The organism is Alloyangia pacifica (assembly GCF_900116195.1).
Taxonomy (GTDB): domain Bacteria; phylum Pseudomonadota; class Alphaproteobacteria; order Rhodobacterales; family Rhodobacteraceae; genus Salipiger; species Salipiger pacificus.
Map to the genome: position 1 here is coordinate 371,782 of NZ_FOZW01000001.1, position 18,216 is coordinate 389,997.

General features: G+C 67.3%; 12 protein-coding genes. 9 read left to right on the forward strand and 3 right to left on the reverse strand.

The window, feature by feature from the left end:
• Positions 1–97: 97 nt before the first annotated feature.
• The 6 genes from BM397_RS01825 (at position 98) to hflX (ending at position 8,486) form a co-directional block, all read left to right on the forward strand.
• Complete coding sequence (locus BM397_RS01825; RefSeq protein WP_092420830.1) at positions 98–2,347, forward strand: sensor histidine kinase NtrY-like; 2,250 nt, start codon at positions 98–100, stop codon at positions 2,345–2,347.
• Entirely contained in the window at positions 2,344–3,762 is a 1,419-nt protein-coding gene (ntrX, locus tag BM397_RS01830) for a nitrogen assimilation response regulator NtrX (RefSeq protein WP_092420833.1), read from the forward strand. The genes BM397_RS01825 and ntrX overlap by 4 nt, the downstream gene beginning before the upstream one ends.
• Positions 3,763–3,928: 166 nt before the next feature.
• Positions 3,929–5,305 carry a Trk system potassium transporter TrkA gene (trkA, locus tag BM397_RS01835; RefSeq protein ID WP_092420836.1) on the forward strand — a complete coding sequence of 459 codons (1,377 nt, stop codon included), beginning with the start codon at positions 3,929–3,931 and terminating at the stop codon, positions 5,303–5,305.
• Between the two features lie 3 nt (positions 5,306–5,308).
• Positions 5,309–6,823 carry a TrkH family potassium uptake protein gene (locus BM397_RS01840; protein WP_092420839.1) on the forward strand — a complete coding sequence of 505 codons (1,515 nt, stop codon included), beginning with the start codon at positions 5,309–5,311 and terminating at the stop codon, positions 6,821–6,823.
• Between the two features lie 152 nt (positions 6,824–6,975).
• Complete coding sequence (gene hfq, locus BM397_RS01845) at positions 6,976–7,215, forward strand: RNA chaperone Hfq (RefSeq protein WP_092420842.1); 240 nt, start codon at positions 6,976–6,978, stop codon at positions 7,213–7,215.
• 17 nt (positions 7,216–7,232) lie between these two features.
• Positions 7,233–8,486: a GTPase HflX gene (gene hflX / locus BM397_RS01850; protein WP_092422350.1), complete on the forward strand. Its 1,254-nt coding sequence runs from the start codon at positions 7,233–7,235 to the stop codon at positions 8,484–8,486.
• Between the two features lie 52 nt (positions 8,487–8,538).
• Here the strand turns inward: hflX and BM397_RS01855 are convergent, their stop codons facing one another.
• Both BM397_RS01855 and BM397_RS01860 read right to left on the reverse strand, forming a co-directional pair.
• On the reverse strand, positions 8,539–9,477 hold the full coding sequence (locus tag BM397_RS01855; RefSeq protein ID WP_092420845.1) for a phosphotransferase family protein: 939 nt from the start codon (positions 9,475–9,477) through the stop codon (positions 8,539–8,541).
• Positions 9,474–11,939 (reverse strand): penicillin acylase family protein, encoded by a 2,466-nt coding sequence (locus tag BM397_RS01860; RefSeq protein WP_092420848.1) that lies wholly within the window; start codon positions 11,937–11,939, stop codon positions 9,474–9,476. Before BM397_RS01860 ends, BM397_RS01855 begins: the two co-directional genes overlap by 4 nt.
• 115 nt (positions 11,940–12,054) lie before the next feature.
• Between BM397_RS01860 and BM397_RS01865 the strand changes: the two genes are divergently transcribed.
• Complete coding sequence (locus BM397_RS01865) at positions 12,055–12,927, forward strand: NAD(P)-dependent oxidoreductase (RefSeq protein WP_092420851.1); 873 nt, start codon at positions 12,055–12,057, stop codon at positions 12,925–12,927.
• Between the two features lie 3 nt (positions 12,928–12,930).
• Here the strand turns inward: BM397_RS01865 and BM397_RS01870 are convergent, their stop codons facing one another.
• A complete protein-coding gene (locus BM397_RS01870; protein ID WP_092420854.1) occupies positions 12,931–13,749 on the reverse strand; it encodes an HpcH/HpaI aldolase family protein in 819 nt (272 codons plus the stop codon).
• A 652-nt stretch (positions 13,750–14,401) separates the two neighbouring features.
• On the opposite strand from BM397_RS01870, the gene BM397_RS01875 reads away from it, so the two are divergent.
• Both BM397_RS01875 and BM397_RS01880 read left to right on the forward strand, forming a co-directional pair.
• Complete coding sequence (locus BM397_RS01875; RefSeq protein WP_092420856.1) at positions 14,402–17,242, forward strand: Rne/Rng family ribonuclease; 2,841 nt, start codon at positions 14,402–14,404, stop codon at positions 17,240–17,242.
• A gap of 191 nt (positions 17,243–17,433) precedes the next feature.
• Positions 17,434–18,186, forward strand: coding sequence for a cytochrome c biogenesis CcdA family protein (locus BM397_RS01880; RefSeq protein WP_092420858.1), 753 nt, complete (start codon positions 17,434–17,436; stop codon positions 18,184–18,186).
• The last annotated feature ends 30 nt before the right edge of the window (positions 18,187–18,216 follow it).

The following is an 18,216-nucleotide window of genomic DNA, read 5'->3' on the forward strand; positions in this document are numbered from 1 at the left end:
TGAGAAGCCACAGCTTTTTGGCGATGCTGCCTCGAGCAGCTTATCAGTGTGAGGTGAATCTGTGGCCACCCGGGCACGGAGTTCGACTTGGGCGCGCATGAACAGGCTGCGCCGGCAGCGGCGCGTTCAGAACGTGGCGACTTTGGGGCTGGTCCTGCTGGGGCCGGTGCTCGCGGTGCTGACGTTCCTCGTGCTGGGTCCCCTTGGCAGCGGCGAGCGTGCGACGCAGCTGAGCCTTCGGCTCGTGCTGCTGGCCGACATGGTCTACGTGCTGCTGATCGCCACGCTGGTGATGGCGCGTCTGGTGCGGATGATCTCGGAGCGGCGGGCGCAATCCGCCGGCTCGCGCCTGCACCTGAGGCTGACCGGGCTTTTCGCACTCATGGCGCTGTTGCCCACGGTCACTGTCGCGGTCTTTGCCGTGCTGACCATCAACATCGGTCTTGAAACCTGGTTCTCCAGCCGTGTTCAGAACGTTGTCGGTGCCTCGATGGCCGCCGCCGAGGCCTACGAGGAAGAGCAGCGGATCGCGCTGATCGAGGACGTTGAGGCGCTGGCGCGGTTCATAGACGGCGCGCGGCGGGCGAATTTCGCCCTTGACGATGGCGACGTGCGGCAGGTGCTGGGGCAGGGGCAGGCGCAGATCCAGCGCGGCCTGCGCGAGGCTTACGTTGTTGACGGCGGCGGCGAGATCCGCGCCCGAGGCGAACGCTCCTATCTCTTCTACTACGAGCAGCCCTCGCGCGAGCAGTTCATCCGCGCCCGTGCCGAGGGTCTGGTGCTGATCCCCGACTGGGACAACCACGAGCTGCGCGCGCTGATGCCGCTTGCGGCGTTCCCTGATCGGTTCCTCTATGTCAGCCGCGTGGTCGACGGAAATCTGCTGAACCTTCTCGATGAAACGCAGGAAACCGCGCGCTTCTACCAGCAGCAGGAAACCGAGCGCGGACGGCGGCTCTTCGACTTCGCGCTGGTCTACCTTGGCTTCGCGCTGCTGCTGATCCTCGCGGCGGTCTGGCTGGGGCTCTGGTTCGCCGAGCGCATGGCGCAGCCGGTGGGACGCCTCACCGGCGCGGCGCAGCGGGTTGGCGCGGGCGATCTCGACGTGCAGGTGATCGAGGGCGAGGGCGACGACGAGATCGCCATGCTCGGTCGCTACTTCAACCAGATGACCCGGCAGCTGAAGGGCCAGCGCGAGACGTTGCTGGAGAACACCCGCCAGATCGAGCGTCGCCAGCGGCTGTTCGATTCCGTGCTCTCGTCGATCACCTCCGGCGTGGTCGGCCTCGATGCCGAGGGCAAGGTGACCTTCGTCAACCGTCCCGCCGAGCGGCTGCTCGGCTGGCGCGAGCCGCGCGCCGACGTGCCGCTGACAGTGGCGGTGCCCGAGTTCGGCCCGCTCTACGACCGGCTGCGCGACAGCGGGCTCGAGACCGCGCAGGAAGAGGTCAAGGTCAGCCGCGAAGGACGTCTCGAGCACCTGCTGGTGCGGCTCTCGGTCCGCCGGCGGCAGGATGGCGCGCTCGAGGGCTACGTGGTGGCCTTCGATGATGTGACCGACCTCGTCAGCGCGCAGCGCATGGCCGCATGGGGCGACGTGGCGCGGCGCATCGCGCATGAGATCAAGAACCCGCTGACGCCGATCCGGCTCTCGGCGGAACGCATCACCCGCAAGTTCTCGCGCCAGCTCGAAGCAGAGGATGCGGCCAAGCTCGACCAGATGACCGAGGTCATCGTGCGCCAGACCGAGGATCTGCGCCGCATCGTCGATGAATTCAGCAAGTTCGCCCGCATGCCCGAGCCCGAGCGCAAGCCCGAGGACGTGGTGGCGCTCCTGCGCGGTGCGGTGCTGCTGCAGGAAACCGGCCAGCCCGGCATCCGCTTCGTCAGCGACCTGCCGGCGCATGCGATGCCCGCGGAGCTCGACGCCACCATGGTGGGGCAGGCGCTGACCAACCTGATCAAGAACGCGGGAGAGGCGATCGAGAGCCTCGGCGAGCAGGGCGCTCCCGAGGGCCACGGCCCCGAGATCCGCGTCAGCCTGACCGAAGAGGACGGGCGCGCGGTGATCCGCATCATGGACAATGGCATCGGCCTGCCAGAGGACCGGGCGCGGCTTTTCGAGCCCTATGTCACCACACGCGACAAGGGCACGGGCCTCGGCCTGCCCATCGTCAAGAAGATCATCGAGGAGCACGGCGGAACGCTGGCGCTCGAGGACGCGCCGCTGTTTGGCGGTGCCGACCATGCCGGGGCGATGGCGGTCATCCGCCTGCCGCTCGGCACAACCGGCGATCTGCCGGATAATTCGGACACGAGCATTTCGGAACTGGAGAGGCAGACATGAGCGACATCCTGATTGTCGACGACGAGCGCGACATCCGCGAGCTGATCGGGGACATCCTTGAGGATGAGGGCTACACCACCCGATTGGCCGGCAACTCCACCGAGGCGATGAACGAGGTCAACTCCGAACCGCCGGCGCTGATGATCCTCGACATCTGGCTGAAGGACAGCAAGATGGACGGGATCGATATCCTCAAGACCGTCAAGCGCGACAACCCGGACATTCCGATCATCATCATCTCGGGCCATGGCAACATCGAGATCGCCGTCGCGGCGATCAAGCAGGGGGCCTATGACTTTATCGAGAAGCCGTTCAACATCGACCAGCTTCTGGTGGTGATCCGCCGCGCGATGGAGACCTCGCGCCTGCGTCGCGAGAACAGCCAGCTGCGCCGCCGCGAGACCGAGGTCGCGCAGATGATCGGCGAAAGCGCCATGTTCCGCGGCCTCGTCAGCCAGATCGACAAGGTGACCAAGTCCAATGGCCGGGTGATGCTCACCGGCCCCGCAGGCTGCGGCAAGGAGGTGGCGGCCCGCTACATCCACTCCAATTCCGGCCGCGCCTCGGCACCTTTCGTCACCGTCAATTGCGCCGGCGTCGCACCGGACAACATGGAGCAGATGCTCTTCGGACGCGAAAGCGCCGAGCGCGGCGTCGAGCCGGGACTGCTGGAGCAGGCGCACGGTGGGGTGATCTATTTCGACGAGGTGGCGGACATGCCGCTCGGCACCCAGTCGAAGATCCTGCGCGTGCTGGTCGACCAGAGCTTCACCCGGGTCGGCGGCGCAGACAAGGTGCGGGTCGATCTGCGGGTGATCTCCTCGACCAACCGCGACCTCGAGGCCGAGATCGCCGCCGGCACCTTCCGGCAGGAGCTCTACCATCGGCTCAACGTGGTGCCGATCGCGGTGCCTTCGCTGGAAGACCGGCGCGAGGACATCCCGCTTCTGGCGCAGCACTTCATCGAGAGCTTCAACCGCAGCCAGGGCCTGCCGCTGCGCGAGCTGTCGGAAGATGCCGTCGCGCTGCTGCAGACAATGATCTGGCCGGGCAACGTGCGCCAGCTGAAGAACCTGATCGAGCGGGTGCTGATCCTCGGCGACGGAACCGGTCCGATCGAGGCGCGCGAGCTGCCGCAGGACGGCCCGGCGGGCGAGGACGAGGAGGGCCGCGTGGTGCTCTCGGGCACGCTGGCGACCCTGCCGCTGCGCGAGGCGCGCGAGGCTTTCGAGCGTGAATACCTGCTCACCCAGATCAACCGCTTCGGCGGGAACATCTCGCGCACCGCGGCCTTCGTCGGCATGGAGCGCTCGGCGCTGCACCGCAAGCTCAAGTCGCTGGGCGTGGTCACCGGGGCGAAATCCGGCGGCCGCATCGCCTATGTCGAGGACGAGCAGGTGACCTCAGCGTCCTGACAGGCATGTCGCGTAACGGGTTAAAAACCGGGACAGTTCGGTCCTCGGGCCAGCCCCGGGGACCGGCGGGCGGCCTCCGTGCATTGACCGCTTGCATCCGGCATGTCATGCCGGACGCAAACCGGGCCCCGCCCGGGATCCTTTGCCAGCAGTTTGGACAGACGACATGAAGGTCATCATTTGCGGGGCGGGCCAGGTTGGCTGGCAGATTGCCCGCCACCTTTCGGGCGAGCGCAACGACGTCACCGTGGTCGACAGCAACCCCGACCTGGTGCGCCGCGCCACCGACACGCTCGACGTGCAGGGGATCGCGGGCTTCGCCTCCTATCCCGACGTGCTCGACAAGGCCGGCGCGCGCGACGCCGACATGATCATCGCCGCCACCTATTCGGACGAGGTCAACATGGTCACCTGCCAGGTGGCCCATTCGATCTTTGCCATTCCGCGCAAGATCGCCCGCCTGCGCTCGCAGAGCTACCTGACGGCGATCTACTCCGATCTGTATCGCCGCGACCACCTGCCGATCGACGTGGTGATCTCGCCCGAGAAGGAGGTTGCCGAGGCTGCGCTGCAGCGCCTTTCGGCCCCCGCGGCCTTTGATACCGAGCGTTTTCTCGAAGGTGGGGCGCAGCTTCTGGGCCTGACCATCGACGAACATTGCCCGATCATCAACACGCCGTTGCGGCAGCTGTCGGACCTCTTCTCGACGCTGCGCTCGGTGGTGGTGGGCATCCGCCGCGAAGGTACGCTCTTCGCCCCCGAGCCGCGTGACCAGATCTTTGCCGGCGATGCCTGCTACGTGCTGGTCCACGCCGAGGACATCCAGCGCACGCTGGAGATCTTCGGCAAGGCGCAGCGCAAGCAGGAGCGCATCGTGGTGCTGGGCGGCGGCAACGTCGGCCTTGCTGTGGCCCGCGCGCTTGAAAGCCGGGCCGAGCGTATCCGCGCCAAGGTCATCGAAAAGGATCGAGGCGCTGCCGAACGCGCCGCCGACGCGCTGGAGCGGACCATCGTGCTGCACGGCGACGCGCTCGACACGGCATTGCTGCGCGAGGCAGGGATCGCCCGCGCCGACGCGGTGCTCTGCGTGACAGACGACGAGAAGACCAACCTTCTGGCCGCCGTGCGCGCAAAGGCCGAGGGCTGCCCCATGGCCATCGCGCTGATCAACGATCCCACGCTGGTGCCGCTGATGGAGCCGATGGGCGTGGACGCCCACATCAACCCGCGCGCCACCACCGTCAGCTCGATCCTGCGCCACATCCGCCATGGCCGCGTGCGCTCGGTCTATTCCATCGGTGACGCAGAGGCCGAGGTGATCGAGGCCGAGGTGCTCTCGACCTCCTCCATCGCCGGGCGGATGATCCGCGAGATCGAATTCCCCGAGGGCGTGCTGGTCGGCGCGGTGATGAAGGACGGCGAGGTGGTCAAGATCACCGGCAACCTGCGCATCGAGGAGGGCGACCGCATCGTCATGTTCGCCCTCGCCAAGGACGTGCCGGAGGTCGAACGGCTCCTGCAGGTCTCGATCGATTTCTTCTGAGCCATGACCGCGCTCAGCCGTCTGCCCCTTCTGCTGCTGCTTGCGGGATTCGCCAGCGCCTCGATGATCGCCCCCGCCGCCGTGGCGCTGGCGCAAGAGGACTTCCACGACGCGCGCAGCTTCTTCTACGCCGCAATCGTCGGCATGGTGCTCACCACGCTGATCGGCATCGCCCAGGCCACGCGGACCCACCACCGCTCGGCCTCGCGGCAGCTGCTGTCGCTTCTGGCGGCCTTCCTGCTGCTGCCCGCGATGCTGGCCGTGCCCTTCCACGAGGCGGTGCGCACGACCACCTTCCTCAACGCTTATGTCGAGATGGTCTCGAGCCTGACGACCACCGGCGCGACACTCTTCGCCCCCGAGCGGCTTTCGGCCGCCGAGCATCTGTGGCGGGCGCAGGTGGGATGGATGGGCGGCCTGCTGATCTGGGTGAGCTCGGCGGCGCTGCTGGCGCCGCTCACGCTCGGCGGTTTCGAGGTCACCGCGTCGGGCGAGCCGGGGCAGAGCGTTGATGCGGGCGCGGCGCGGCGCGACGTGACGGATCCCGCGCTGCGGCTCGCCGCCTCGGCCCGGGTTCTGGCCCCGATCTACGTCGGGTTGACGGTGGCGCTCTGGGTGATGCTGTTGATGGCTGGCGATCAGCCGCTGGTGGCCCTGAGCCACGCCATGTCGACCCTCTCGACATCGGGAATTTCTCCCATCGGCGGGCCGCAGACCGCGCAGAGCGGCATGGCCGGCGAGATGATCATCTTCCTGTTCCTGTTCTTTGCCCTCTCCCGGCTGACCTTCTCCGGCGACACCAAGGGGCTCGCGGGCTCGAAGCTGCGCAACGATCCCGAGTTCCGCATCGGGCTGCTGATCGTGCTGGCGCTGCCGGCCGCCCTTTTCATGCGCCACTGGATCGCCGCCTTCGACATCGGCACCGAGACCGATCTGACCGCCGGTCTGCGCTCGCTCTGGGGCGGGCTGTTCACCGCGCTGTCCTTCCTGTCGACCACCGGCTTCCAGAGCGCCGACTGGGGCGCGGTGCGTGGTTGGTCGGGGCTCCAGACGCCTGGGGTGATTCTAATGGGGCTGGCGATCATGGGCGGCGGTGTCGCGACAACCGCGGGCGGGGTGAAGCTGCTGCGGATCTACGCGCTCTACCTCGCCGGCGTGCGCGAGATGGAACGGCTGGTGCATCCGCACTCGCTGGGACGCTCCGGCGTCATGGCGCGGCGCATCCGCCGGCAGGGGGCCTTTGTCGCCTGGGTGTTCTTCATGCTCTTCGCGATGACCATCGCGCTTTTCTCGCTGCTCTTCGCCCTCTCGGGGCTGGATTTCGAGAACGCCATGGTCACCACGGTCGCGGCCCTGACCAATTGCGGCCCGCTGATCCGTGCCGCCGCCGAGCAACCGATTCCATTGAGCGAGATGGGCGAGGGGGCCAAGGGTCTCTTTGTCGCGGCCATGGTGCTGGGCCGGCTCGAGGTGCTGGGCATCATCGTGCTACTGACCCCGGACATCTGGCGGGATTGATCTCGCGCTTTGCGCACCCATATGCGAAGCCTCGCTCAGGGCGTCGCGGAGGCGATATTTTTGCTCTGGAAGTTCCGCCACTTGCGATACATACTCGCCCGGAACGAGGGAGCGCCTGAGAACGGCAACAGCAAGAAAAAAAGGCTAATTTAATGGCTTCGGACAGACAAAATCTACAGGACGCATTTCTTAACCATGTGCGGAAAACCAAGGTTCCGGTTACGGTTTTCCTGATCAACGGTGTAAAATTGCAGGGTGTCATCACCTGGTTCGACAATTTTTGCGTTCTCCTCCGCCGCGACGGTCAGTCGCAGCTCGTGTACAAACACGCGATCTCGACCATCATGCCGTCGCAGCCGATCAACCTTTATGACGGCGACGATACCGCTTGAACGAACATGATCCGCATGTGACCCGCGCCTGGGTCCTGCACCCCGACATCAAGTCCGACCGTGATCGCCGCGATGCGGAGATGGCGCTCGAAGAAGGTGTGGCCCTGGCCGCCGCTCTCCCCGATCTCGAGGTCGTGGGGGGCGATGTCGTGCCTCTGCGCGACCCGCATCCCGGCACGCTCTTCGGCTCCGGCAAGATCGCCGAGCTGAAGGAGCGCATCAAGGAGGCCGAGATCGAGCTGGTGCTCGTTGACGGCCCGGTGACGCCGGTGCAGCAACGCAACCTTGAAAAAGAGTGGAAGGTGAAGCTGCTCGACCGGACCGGGCTGATCCTCGAGATCTTCTCGGACCGCGCCGCCACCCGCGAGGGTGTGCTGCAGGTCGAGATGGCTGCGCTGAGCTATCAGCGCACCCGCCTCGTGCGGGCCTGGACCCACCTCGAACGTCAGCGGGGCGGGCTCGGCTTCGTCGGCGGTCCCGGCGAGACGCAGATCGAAGCCGACCGCCGTGCCATCGACGAACAGCTGGTGCGCCTGCGCCGGCAGCTCGACAAGGTGGTCAAGACGCGCGCCCTGCACCGCAAGGCGCGTGCCAAGGTGCCTTATCCGATCGTGGCATTGGTGGGCTACACCAACGCCGGCAAGTCGACGATCTTCAACCGGCTGACCGGGGCCGAAGTGCTGGCCAAGGACATGCTCTTTGCCACGCTCGACCCGACCATGCGCGCGGTGAAACTGCCGACCGGCATGGACGTGATCCTGTCTGACACGGTGGGCTTCATCTCTGACCTGCCGACCGAGCTGGTCGCGGCCTTCCGCGCCACGCTCGAGGAGGTGCTGGCCGCCGATATCGTGCTGCACGTGCGGGACATCTCGCATCCGGGCACGATGGAGCAGGCCGAGGACGTCTATGCCATCCTGCGCTCGCTTGGCGTCAACGACGACGTGGCGCAGATCGAGGTCTGGAACAAGATCGACCGGCTCGAGCCCGAGGACCGCGAGGCGGCGTTGGCGCGTGCGTCGCGCGACGAGGGCATCTTCGCCGTCTCGGCGATCACCGGCGAGGGGCTCGACGGGCTGCTCGAGGCGGTGACCGAGCGCCTTCAGGGTGCCTCGGTGGACGAAGATATCCGGCTCGGCTTCGGCGAGGGCAAGCGCCGCGCCTGGCTGTTCCAGAAGGGCTTCGTGCAGTCCGAGGACCAGGACGACGAGGGCTACCTGCTGCACCTTCGCTGGACGCCGAAGGACCGCGCGCAGTTCGAGACGGTCTGAGGCAAATCTCTTCGAAGAGATTTGCAATTTCCTTCGGAGGAAATTGCTCTTTTCAGAACAACGGCCTGTCGGCGGCGAGGATCATCTTCGCCGCCTGCAGCCGTGCGCGCTGGCGCGTGGACGGCGCGGCCGGTGTGCGGGCCCAGGTGCCGAGCGCATAGGCGCGCTGCAGGAAGAGCCGCGCCTCGGGCGCGGTGATCTCGTCGCCGTACCCGCGTGCCAGTGCCGCGCCGAAGCCGGGGGCGTCAGGCTCGGGGCAGGTGGCCAGCGCGTCGATCAGCAGTCCCACGAGATCGCGGTAGGGGGCATCGAGCTCGCCGTTCTCGAAATCCAGTCCCCAGAGCGCGCCACCCGCGCTGACGAGGTTCGACAGGTGCAGGTCCTTGTGGGTGACGGCTCGGGTCGCCGGCTTGCCACGGGTCTCGGAAAACAGCGCCTCCAGTTCCGCGAGCCTGAGGGAGAAACTCTCCGATTCGGGAATTGCCGTTCCGGTTTCGTGCGCCTGAGCGAGCTGGGCTGCAAGCCATTCGAGCTGCCCGCGCGGGCGCAGCTTGCGGGTTTGCAGCGTCGGGCGGTGCAGCGCGGCGAGCCAGCTTCCCGATGCCTCCAGCGGCACCTCGCGCTTTGCGGCGGGCAGGCGGGGCCAGAGTTCGGCAAGGCTCGGCCCGGGCGCATAAACCATGCCAAGCACCAGCCGGGCGGGGTCGAAGAACAGCACCTCCGGCGCGCGCCAGGGGCCGTCCTGCATCTGCGCGGCCACGTCGCGCTGCCGGGCAGCCTGCGCCTGCGCCTTCTCGGCGAGTCCCGGCGCGAAGACCTTCACCACGAGGTGCTCGTCCGGATGCGCGGCGCAGAACACCTGCGCGCGCATCGGGCGGTCCTCGTTCTTCAGGCAGCCGAGGCCGTAGCTTCGGCCCGGGCGCTGCTCTGCCAGCGCTGCGCGCGCCAGCGCCTGCGCTTCGGCGCGGGTAATGCGGGAGTCCGTGCTCACGGTTTGACCAGGTGGGTCACGCCGACCGAGGCGGCCCGGGCGAGGTCTTCGTCGAGCGACATGGGCAGGTATTCGCCGCGCCGCCAGAGCGTGCCCATGTCGTCGTAGTGGCGTGACAGCAGGTGGCCCGACTCGCCGGTCGAGATGATGAACACCGAGCTGTCCGGATCGGCAAAGTCGTAGACGCCGCGGTAGGTCGCGCCGTGCACGTTGGCGAAGGGGTCATTGCCGGTGCCGGAAGTGACGCCGCGCTGCAGGGTGAAATCACCGCCCGAGGTCGTCTGGCGGATGTTCACGAAGTAATTCAGCAGCGGCACGTCGCCCAGCACAGAGTGCTTGTGCGTCGCCTGGTGGGCATCGCCCCAGCGCAGGCTTTCCAGCTGCGTGCCGTAGCGCTCGCCAAGCCGGACCAACGCATCGTCCAGCGCCATGCGGGCGATGTCGGTGCAGGTCTCCTTGGGGGCCGAGCGCAGCACGTCGCACCATTTGCCCGCGCCGTCGATGTTGCGGAAGACGCGCTCGATAAACAGCGGATCGACATGGGTGTATTCATCCGCCAGCGGGCCGATCTCGTCGCGGATCAGCCGGTCCTGAAGGGCGCGCAGCCAGGCGGCGTAGATCAGCGGCTCGGGCAGGTGCTCGTTCATCTCGCCGTTCCACTCGGCCAGAAGGTCGAGCGCGCGCTCGCGCTGCCGCAGCGGCGTGCCTTCGGGGGCGGCTTCGCCGGTGAACCACAGGTCGCGTCCGATCAGCGGCAGCAGGGTGCGGGCGGCGGGCGAGACGGTGTCGAGCTGCGCCTCGATGAAACTGTCGCGGGTGTGCACTTCGCGGCCCTGCATCAGCGCCTGCCAGCGCATGATCCGCTGGCTGTCCCCCCAGTCGAAGCTGACGTGTCGCGGGAAGGGGCGGTCGATAATCTTGTTGTTGGTATTGCCGAGGATGCCGCCCTTCGGGTCGCGGAACACCGGGTTGTCGCTGTCCGGGAGCGTGCCCTGCCAGCGGTTCGCCGCGATCCAGCCGGGGCTGGGCATGCGGCCCTGCGTCTGGCTCTGCGGATCGCGCGCGGGCATGGCACCGATGAGCTTCATCGCGATGTGCTGGTCGTCGATCAGCGTCAGCATCTGCGACGGCGCGACAAAGGCCTTGCTGGCCTCCAGCGCTGCGTCGACGGTCTGCGCCTTCATCAATCCGATGGCGGCGCTCATCGAGCTGTCCTTGTCGCCGAGCGCGGTCCAGGCCAGCGAGACCACGTCGCCCTGCGGGGTGATCCGGTCGAGATCGAAGGCCTTGCGCGGCAGCACCGGGCCGTTGTCGGTCCAGCGCAGGGTCAGGGTGACCGGCGGCGCGCCCTTGATGTCGACGATCGAACGGCGGGTGCGGAAGCTCTTGTAGCCGTCGGGGGTGCGGTAGCGCTCGGGGTTCTCCGGGTCCAGCTCCTCGATGTAGAGGTCCTGATCGTCGAGATACGACGAGGTCAGCCCCCAGGCGATGTGCTCGGAGCGGCCCAGCATCACCGCCGGCACGCCGGGAATGGTGCCGCCGATCACCCCGCCGGAGGAGAGCTGCAGCCGTGCGAGATACCAGGTCGAGGGCGCGGTGAACCCGAGGTGCGGATCGTTGGCCAGCAGCGTGCCGGCACCCGCAGAGCGCTCGGGTGCGGCGGCCCAGGCGTTGGAAGCCCCCGCCATCCCCGGTGGTGCCACCGGCATCAGGGCGGGGGCGGGGCGGCTGGCCTCGGCGAAGCGCGGCAGCGGCTTTTCGGGGAAGAGCGCCGCATATTCGGGCAGCTCGGCGATGCCGGGGCCGGGGATGTCGGGCAGGATGTCCTCGATCATCTCGGGGTCGGGCAGAGCGAGCGAGGTGCGGGCGCGCAGGATCTCGTCACGGAAGTTGCCCGAGAGCTGCAGCGCCATGAGTTTGATCACCGCCAGCGAATCCGCTGGCTGCCAGGGCGCGATCGGGGCGTTGAACAGGAAGAATTCAGGCGCGCCGCGGCCGAGGCTGTCTGAGTTGATCTCCTCGATGCGGGCGTTGACCCCGGCCGCATAGGCCTCGAGCGCGTCGCGGGTCTCGTCGTCCTGCGCCTCCACCGACATGCGGGCATGGGTGTAGAGGTCGAGACGGCGCATCAGCGTGTCGGTCTCGACCGTGCGGCGGCCGAAGAGTTCCGACAGGCGGCCCTGCGCGGTGCGGCGCAGCAGGGTCATCTGCCACAGCCGGTCCTGCGCGTGCACATAGCCAAGGCCGAAATAGACGTCGCGGTCAACCGGCGCGAAGATATGCGGCACGCCGGCGTTGTCGCGGACGATCTCGATGTCGCCCGCGGTGCCGGCGACCTCCAGCGTCTTGTCGTAGTCAGGCAGCGAGCGTGACGCCAGGTAGTAGGCCAGGCCCACGCCGAGGATGCCCAGCAGGATCGTCACGCTGACGAGCCTGAGAAGCCACCGGAAGAGTGTCGCCATGTTCTGCCCCGAGTTTGCCCGCTTTCGACGGGCTTACCCAAGACCCGCCCCCTTGCCAAGGGGCGGGCGAGCGGCGACAACTTCCCCAAGGACAGCGATAACGGGAGGTTGATCCATGGCAAAATGCGCATTCCTGGGGCTCGGCGTGATGGGCTACCCCATGGCGGGCCACATGACGAAGGCCGGACACGAGGTGACCGTCTACAACCGCACCGCGGCCAAGGCCGATTCCTGGGTGGGTGAGTTCGGTGGCAAAATGGCGGCCACCCCGCGCGAGGCGGCCGAGGGTGCAGAGTTCGTCATGGCCTGCGTCGGCAATGACGACGACCTGCGGGCGATCTGCCTCGGCGAGGACGGGGCCTTTGCCGGCATGGGCGAAGGCGCGGTCTTCGTCGATCACACCACAGTGTCGTCGATGGTGACGCGCGAGCTCTGGGAAGTTGCCAAGGACAACGGCTTCGGTTTTGTCGATGCGCCGGTCTCGGGCGGGCAGGCGGGGGCCGAGAACGGCCAGCTTGTCGTCATGTGCGGCGGCGACCAGGGCGATTACGACGCCGCCGAGCCGGTGATCGACGCCTATGCCAAGATGTGCAAGCGCCTCGGCGACAGTGGCGCGGGCCAGCTGTGCAAGATGGTCAACCAGATCTGTATCGCCGGGCTGGTGCAGGGCCTCTCCGAGGGGCTGGCCTTTGCCGAGAAGGCGGGCATCGACGGGCGCGCGGTGGTCGAGGTGATCGGCGGCGGTGCTGCGGGCTCCTGGCAGATGGTGAACCGCTACGAGACCATGCTCGACGACAAGTTCGAGCACGGGTTCGCGGTGGACTGGATGCGCAAGGACCTCGGCATCTGCCTTGCCACCGGCAACGAGATCGGTGCCTCGCTGCCGGTGACCGCTCTGGTCGATCAGTTCTACAAGGATGTTCAGAAAATGGGCGGGGGCCGCTGGGACACCTCCGCCCTGATCAAGCGCCTGAAGGCGTTTGGCTGAGGGTCAGTAACTCGTGGTCGGGGCGGCCTCGGCGGCCGCCTCACCCAGGGCCTCGGCAGCCTGCGCCTTTGCGGCGCGGGCGGCGCCACCCAGAAGATGCACGTCGTTCGGCCCGACGATGAAGCGATAGCCCGCCTCGCGCAGCTCGGCGTAGCCGCGGCCCGGCCCGGCGACACCGGTGATCGTGCCCAGAAGCAGCCCGCCCTCCAGCGCCGCCTTTTCCGCCTCGCCGATCTTGGCCCGCACCTGCGGGTGTTCGGTCTGTTCCAGCAGCCCCATGGAGGCGGCGAAGTCGTTGGGGCCGACGAAGGCCATGTCGATGCCCTCCACCGCGGCGATCTCGGCGACCTCGTCCACCGTATCGACATGTTCGACCTGTGCCATGAGCAGCAGCTCTTCATGTGCGGTGGCGCCGTAATCCGGCATGGTGCCCCAGTTGGTGGCGCGCACGATGGGTGCGGCATAGCCTCGCCGTCCGCGCGGCGCGTAGAGGCAGTAGGAAGCGATCTCCCGGGCCTGGGCGGCGGTATGCACCATCGGCACCATGATCGAGCGCGCCCCGCGGTCGAGCGCGCGCTTCAGAGTAGCCTCGGAGGCGTCAGGCACCCGGATCACCGCCTCGCCGCCCGCGCCCTCGACCGCGCGCAGCAGGTTCAGCCCGGCCTCCAGTCCCGCCGCGCCGTGCTCGCAATCGATCACCAGCACGTCCCAGCCGCTGTAGACCAGCAGCTCGGCCACCTCGGGCGAGCCGAGCTCGAACCATGCGGCCGCGACGGTTTCGCCGGCCCTGAGCCGCGCCTTGAGCTTGTTTCTTCCGGTCATGACGTCCTCCTCGTCTCTGCCCCGGTTCCGTTTCCGGGGGCGTCCCGGCGAGTTGAATACGGCTGGCGACGCAAGGTCAATACAAATGGTATACCAAAAATGGCGGTGCGAGACGGCGACGGCTGGAGGGGACGATGAATGCGTGCGCGCGGTGGCGGTCGTGGTACTTGGTGGAGGGCTCGGGACAGTGGCGCAGGGCGCGGTGGCATGGCCCTGTCGGTACTGGGGGCAGCCCTGTGGATGAATTCATGCACCCGTCACATTCCATATTGTCATTGGGGCGGCGATGCCCCTATGCTACCGGTTAGGCAAGTGCGTCTGGCGCCATTCGCGTCACGCAGTGCCAAAGAGTTTCGCTGTTTCGGAGCCGTCCGCCACAGGACCCCGGGCAGACCGATCTGGCCGCAAGGCCAAGCACATTGCCCGGACCGCCCAAGGCGACGGGCCGCAACAAGGCACCGCGGGGCGTTCAGCCGCGAAGGTGTCGGAGAAGAAACGCGATGCAGCGCGCGACGCAGATCAGGCACCCGGGCGAAGACAGATTGTCTTCCCGTGCTTGCGCGCCGCTCAACGCCCAGACAAGCCACGCCACCTCGTCCCGCAGCCCGGCTCCGCCCGGGCCCGGGGCGCATGTGCCGTGCACACGGAAAACATGGCAAAGAAAATGCTCATCGATGCCACCCACGCGGAAGAGACCCGCGTCGTGGTGGTCGACGGAAACAAGGTCGAGGAATTCGACTTTGAATCGGAAAACAAGCGCCAGCTAGCAGGCAATATCTACCTGGCGAAAGTCACACGGGTCGAGCCTTCGCTGCAGGCGGCCTTCGTGGATTACGGCGGAAACCGTCACGGCTTCCTGGCGTTCTCGGAAATTCACCCCGACTATTACCAGATCCCCGTCGCCGACCGTCAGGCGCTGATGGAGGAAGAGGCGGCTCTCGCCGCAGAGGACGACGAGGACGACAAGGAAAAGTCGCGCTCGAAGACGTCGCGCTCCCGTACGCGCCGCTCGCGCTCGCGCAGCAAGGCAGAGAAGGCCAGCACCGACGACAAGCTGGTGACCGGCGAGATTTCGGACGCCGCCTCGGGCGACGTGTCCGAGGGCATCACCGGCATGGAAACCATCGACCTCGGGGATGACGTCCTCGATGCGCGCGACGACGAAGGTCTGTCGCCGATGGAAACCGTGGCCGAAACCCCGGTCGAAGAGCCCGCCGAAGAGGCGACCGCGACCGAGCAGAAGGCCCCCGAGGAGGCGCCGGAGGCCGACGACCACGACGATCATTCCGACGAGCTCGACGCGGCCAAGTCCGACGACAGCATCGAGTCGGTTGCCGATGACGACACCGAGGAAGACATCCGCCCGGCGCGCAAGCCGCGGGCGCGGAAGTACAAGATCCAGGAAGTCATCAAGGTCCGCCAGATCCTGCTGGTGCAGGTCGTCAAGGAAGAGCGCGGCAACAAGGGCGCGGCGCTGACCACCTATCTCTCGCTCGCTGGCCGCTACTGCGTTCTGATGCCCAACACCGCCCGTGGCGGTGGCATCTCGCGCAAGATCACCAACGCCGCCGACCGCTCGAAGCTGAAGGAAATCGCGCAGACCATCGACGTGCCGAAGGGCGCCGGTCTGATCATCCGCACCGCGGGCGCCAAGCGCACCAAGACCGAGATCAAGCGCGACTATGAATACCTGCAGCGCCTCTGGGAGCAGATCCGCGAACTGACGCTGCAATCGGTGGCGCCGGCGAAGATCTACGAAGAGGGCGACCTCATCAAGCGCTCGATCCGCGACCTCTACAACCGCGAGATCGACGAGGTGCACGTCGAAGGTGAGCGCGGCTACCGCATCGCCAAGGACTTCATGAAGATGATCATGCCGTCCCACGCGAAGAACGTGAAACATTACCTCGACCCGATGCCGCTCTTCGCGCGCTACCAGGTCGAAAGCTACCTCGGCGGCATGTTCAACCCGACCGTGCAGCTGAAGTCCGGTGGCTACATCGTGATCGGTGTCACAGAGGCGCTGGTGGCGATCGACGTGAACTCCGGCCGGGCCACCAAGGAAGGCTCGATCGAGGAAACCGCGCTGAAGACCAACCTGGAGGCCGCTGAAGAGGTGGCACGCCAGCTGCGTCTGCGTGACCTCGCCGGTCTGATCGTCATCGACTTCATCGACATGGAAGAGCGCAAGAACAACGCTGCCGTCGAGAAGAAGATCAAGGACAAGCTGAAGACCGACCGCGCCCGTATCCAGGTCGGCCGCATCTCGGGCTTCGGCCTTCTCGAGATGTCGCGCCAGCGTCTGCGCCCGGGCATGATCGAGGCCACCACGCAGCCCTGCGCGGCCTGCCACGGCACCGGCCTGATCCGCTCGGATGACAACATGGCGCTGAACATCCTGCGCCAGATCGAGGAAGAGGGCGTGCGCCGCCGCTCCCGCGAGGTGCTGGTGAAATGCCCGGTGGGCATCGCCAACTACCTGATGAACCAGAAGCGCGAGCACGTCGCGCAGATCGAGGCGCGTTACGGCATGGCCGTGCGCATCGAGGGCGACCTGCACCTCGTCAGCCCGGACTTCTCGATGGAGAAGTTCAAGACCGCCACGCGCAACGTCCCCGAGGTCGTCGCGCCGGTGGTCTCGGCCACCGCTTCGCTGATGGATCAGGTGGACGAGGACTACGCCGGTGACGAGGATGAGGACGAAGAGCTGATCGCGGCAGAGGCCGAGGCCGACGCCAAGGCGCGCGCCGACGCCGAGACCGACACCGGGCCGAGCAATGGCTCGGGCGAAGAAGACGGCGAGGACAAGCCCAAGAAGCGTCGCCGCCGCCGCCGCCGTTCGCGGTCGAAGAACCGGGATGGCCAGAACGGTGAGAACGGTGACGAGAGCGGCTCCGATGGCGAGGGAAATGGCGAGGCTGAGGCTGAGGCCGGCGCCGAAACCGTGACCGAAGAGGCCCCCGCAGAAGCGTCCGAAGCCCCCGCGGAAGCCGCCGACGCCCCCGCAGCCGAGGAGACGCCCGCCGAGAAGCCCAAGCGCACCCGCCGCTCGCGCAGCCGCAAGAAGGCCGAGCCCGAGGTGACCGAAGAGGTCACGGCGGCCGCAGCCGAGGACGCTCCGGCAGCGGAGACGGCGGCAGAGGCACCGGTCGCGGCAGAGGCTCAGTCGGAAGCCGCCCCGGTGGAGACGCTGGTCGAGGCCGAAGCACCTGTTGAAGCGCCGATGGAAACGCCGGTCGCGGAAGACGCGGCTGCTCCGGCAGAGGTGGCAGAAGCCCCCGCCGAGGACCCGGTTGCCGAAGCCCCGGTTGCCGAAGCCCCGGCTGTGGTCGCGGAGGAAGCTCCGGCGGAAGCCCCGGTCGCGGAAGAGCCTGCTGCCGTGGAGCCCGTCGCGGAAACCCCGGAAGAGCCCGAACCCGCGCCGGAGCCCGTTCCCGCCGAGGCGGCGGACGAGGCCCCGAAGCCCAAGCGTCGCGGCTGGTGGAGCCGCTGAGGCCCCGCTGACATGACTTGAGACAACGCCCCGGCCAGAGCGCCGGGGCGTTTTCCGTTTCGGGATGGGGATCATCTGAGGCCGCGGGATCCGCTTCCGGGGCGTGGCGCGCGCACATCATTTCAGCCGGGGAACGCAGACGTGAGACGCTGCCGGGTGACGGGGCCCGTTCTATCGCCTATTCGAAAGGCATGTTCGGAATCGAGATCATTGACGCAAGCCTGCTCCCCGCCATGATCGTGGCGCTTTTCGGGGGTGTCATCTCGTTTCTCAGCCCTTGTGTGCTGCCCATCGTGCCGCCGTACCTGGCCTTCATGTCGGGTGTCTCGCTGCAGGAGATGCAGGCCGGCGGCAGTGCCCGCTGGCGCGCCTTTACCGCGGCGCTCTTTTTCGTGCTGGGACTCTCGACCGTCTTCATCCTGCTGGGGTTCACCGCCTCCTGGCTCGGTACGTTCTTCTTGCAGAACCAGATCCTGCTCGCGCGCATTTCAGGCGTCGTGGTGATCGTCTTCGGTCTGCATTTCCTGCATGTCTTCCGCATCCCCTTCCTCGACCGCGAGGCGCGGCTGGATGCGGGCGAGGCGGGCGGCTCGGCCTTCGGCGCCTACCTGCTGGGGTTGGCTTTCGCCTTCGGCTGGACGCCCTGCATCGGCCCGCAGCTTGGCGCGATCCTGTCACTCGCGGCGACCGAGGCCTCGGTCGCGCGGGGCACGCTGCTGCTCGGCGTCTACGCGCTGGGGCTGGGGCTGCCGTTCCTGCTCGCGGCCATTTTCCTGAGCCGGGCCATGGGGCTGATGAACCGCCTCAAGCGCCACATGAAGACCATCGAGCGGATCATGGGGGTGCTCTTGGTCGTGGTCGGCCTCGCGCTGCTCACCGGCGCCTTTTCGGCCTTCTCCTTCTGGCTGCTGGAGACATTTCCGGCGCTCGGTCAGCTCGGCTGAGCTTCTTCCTTCGTCCGTAAGGATGTCGCC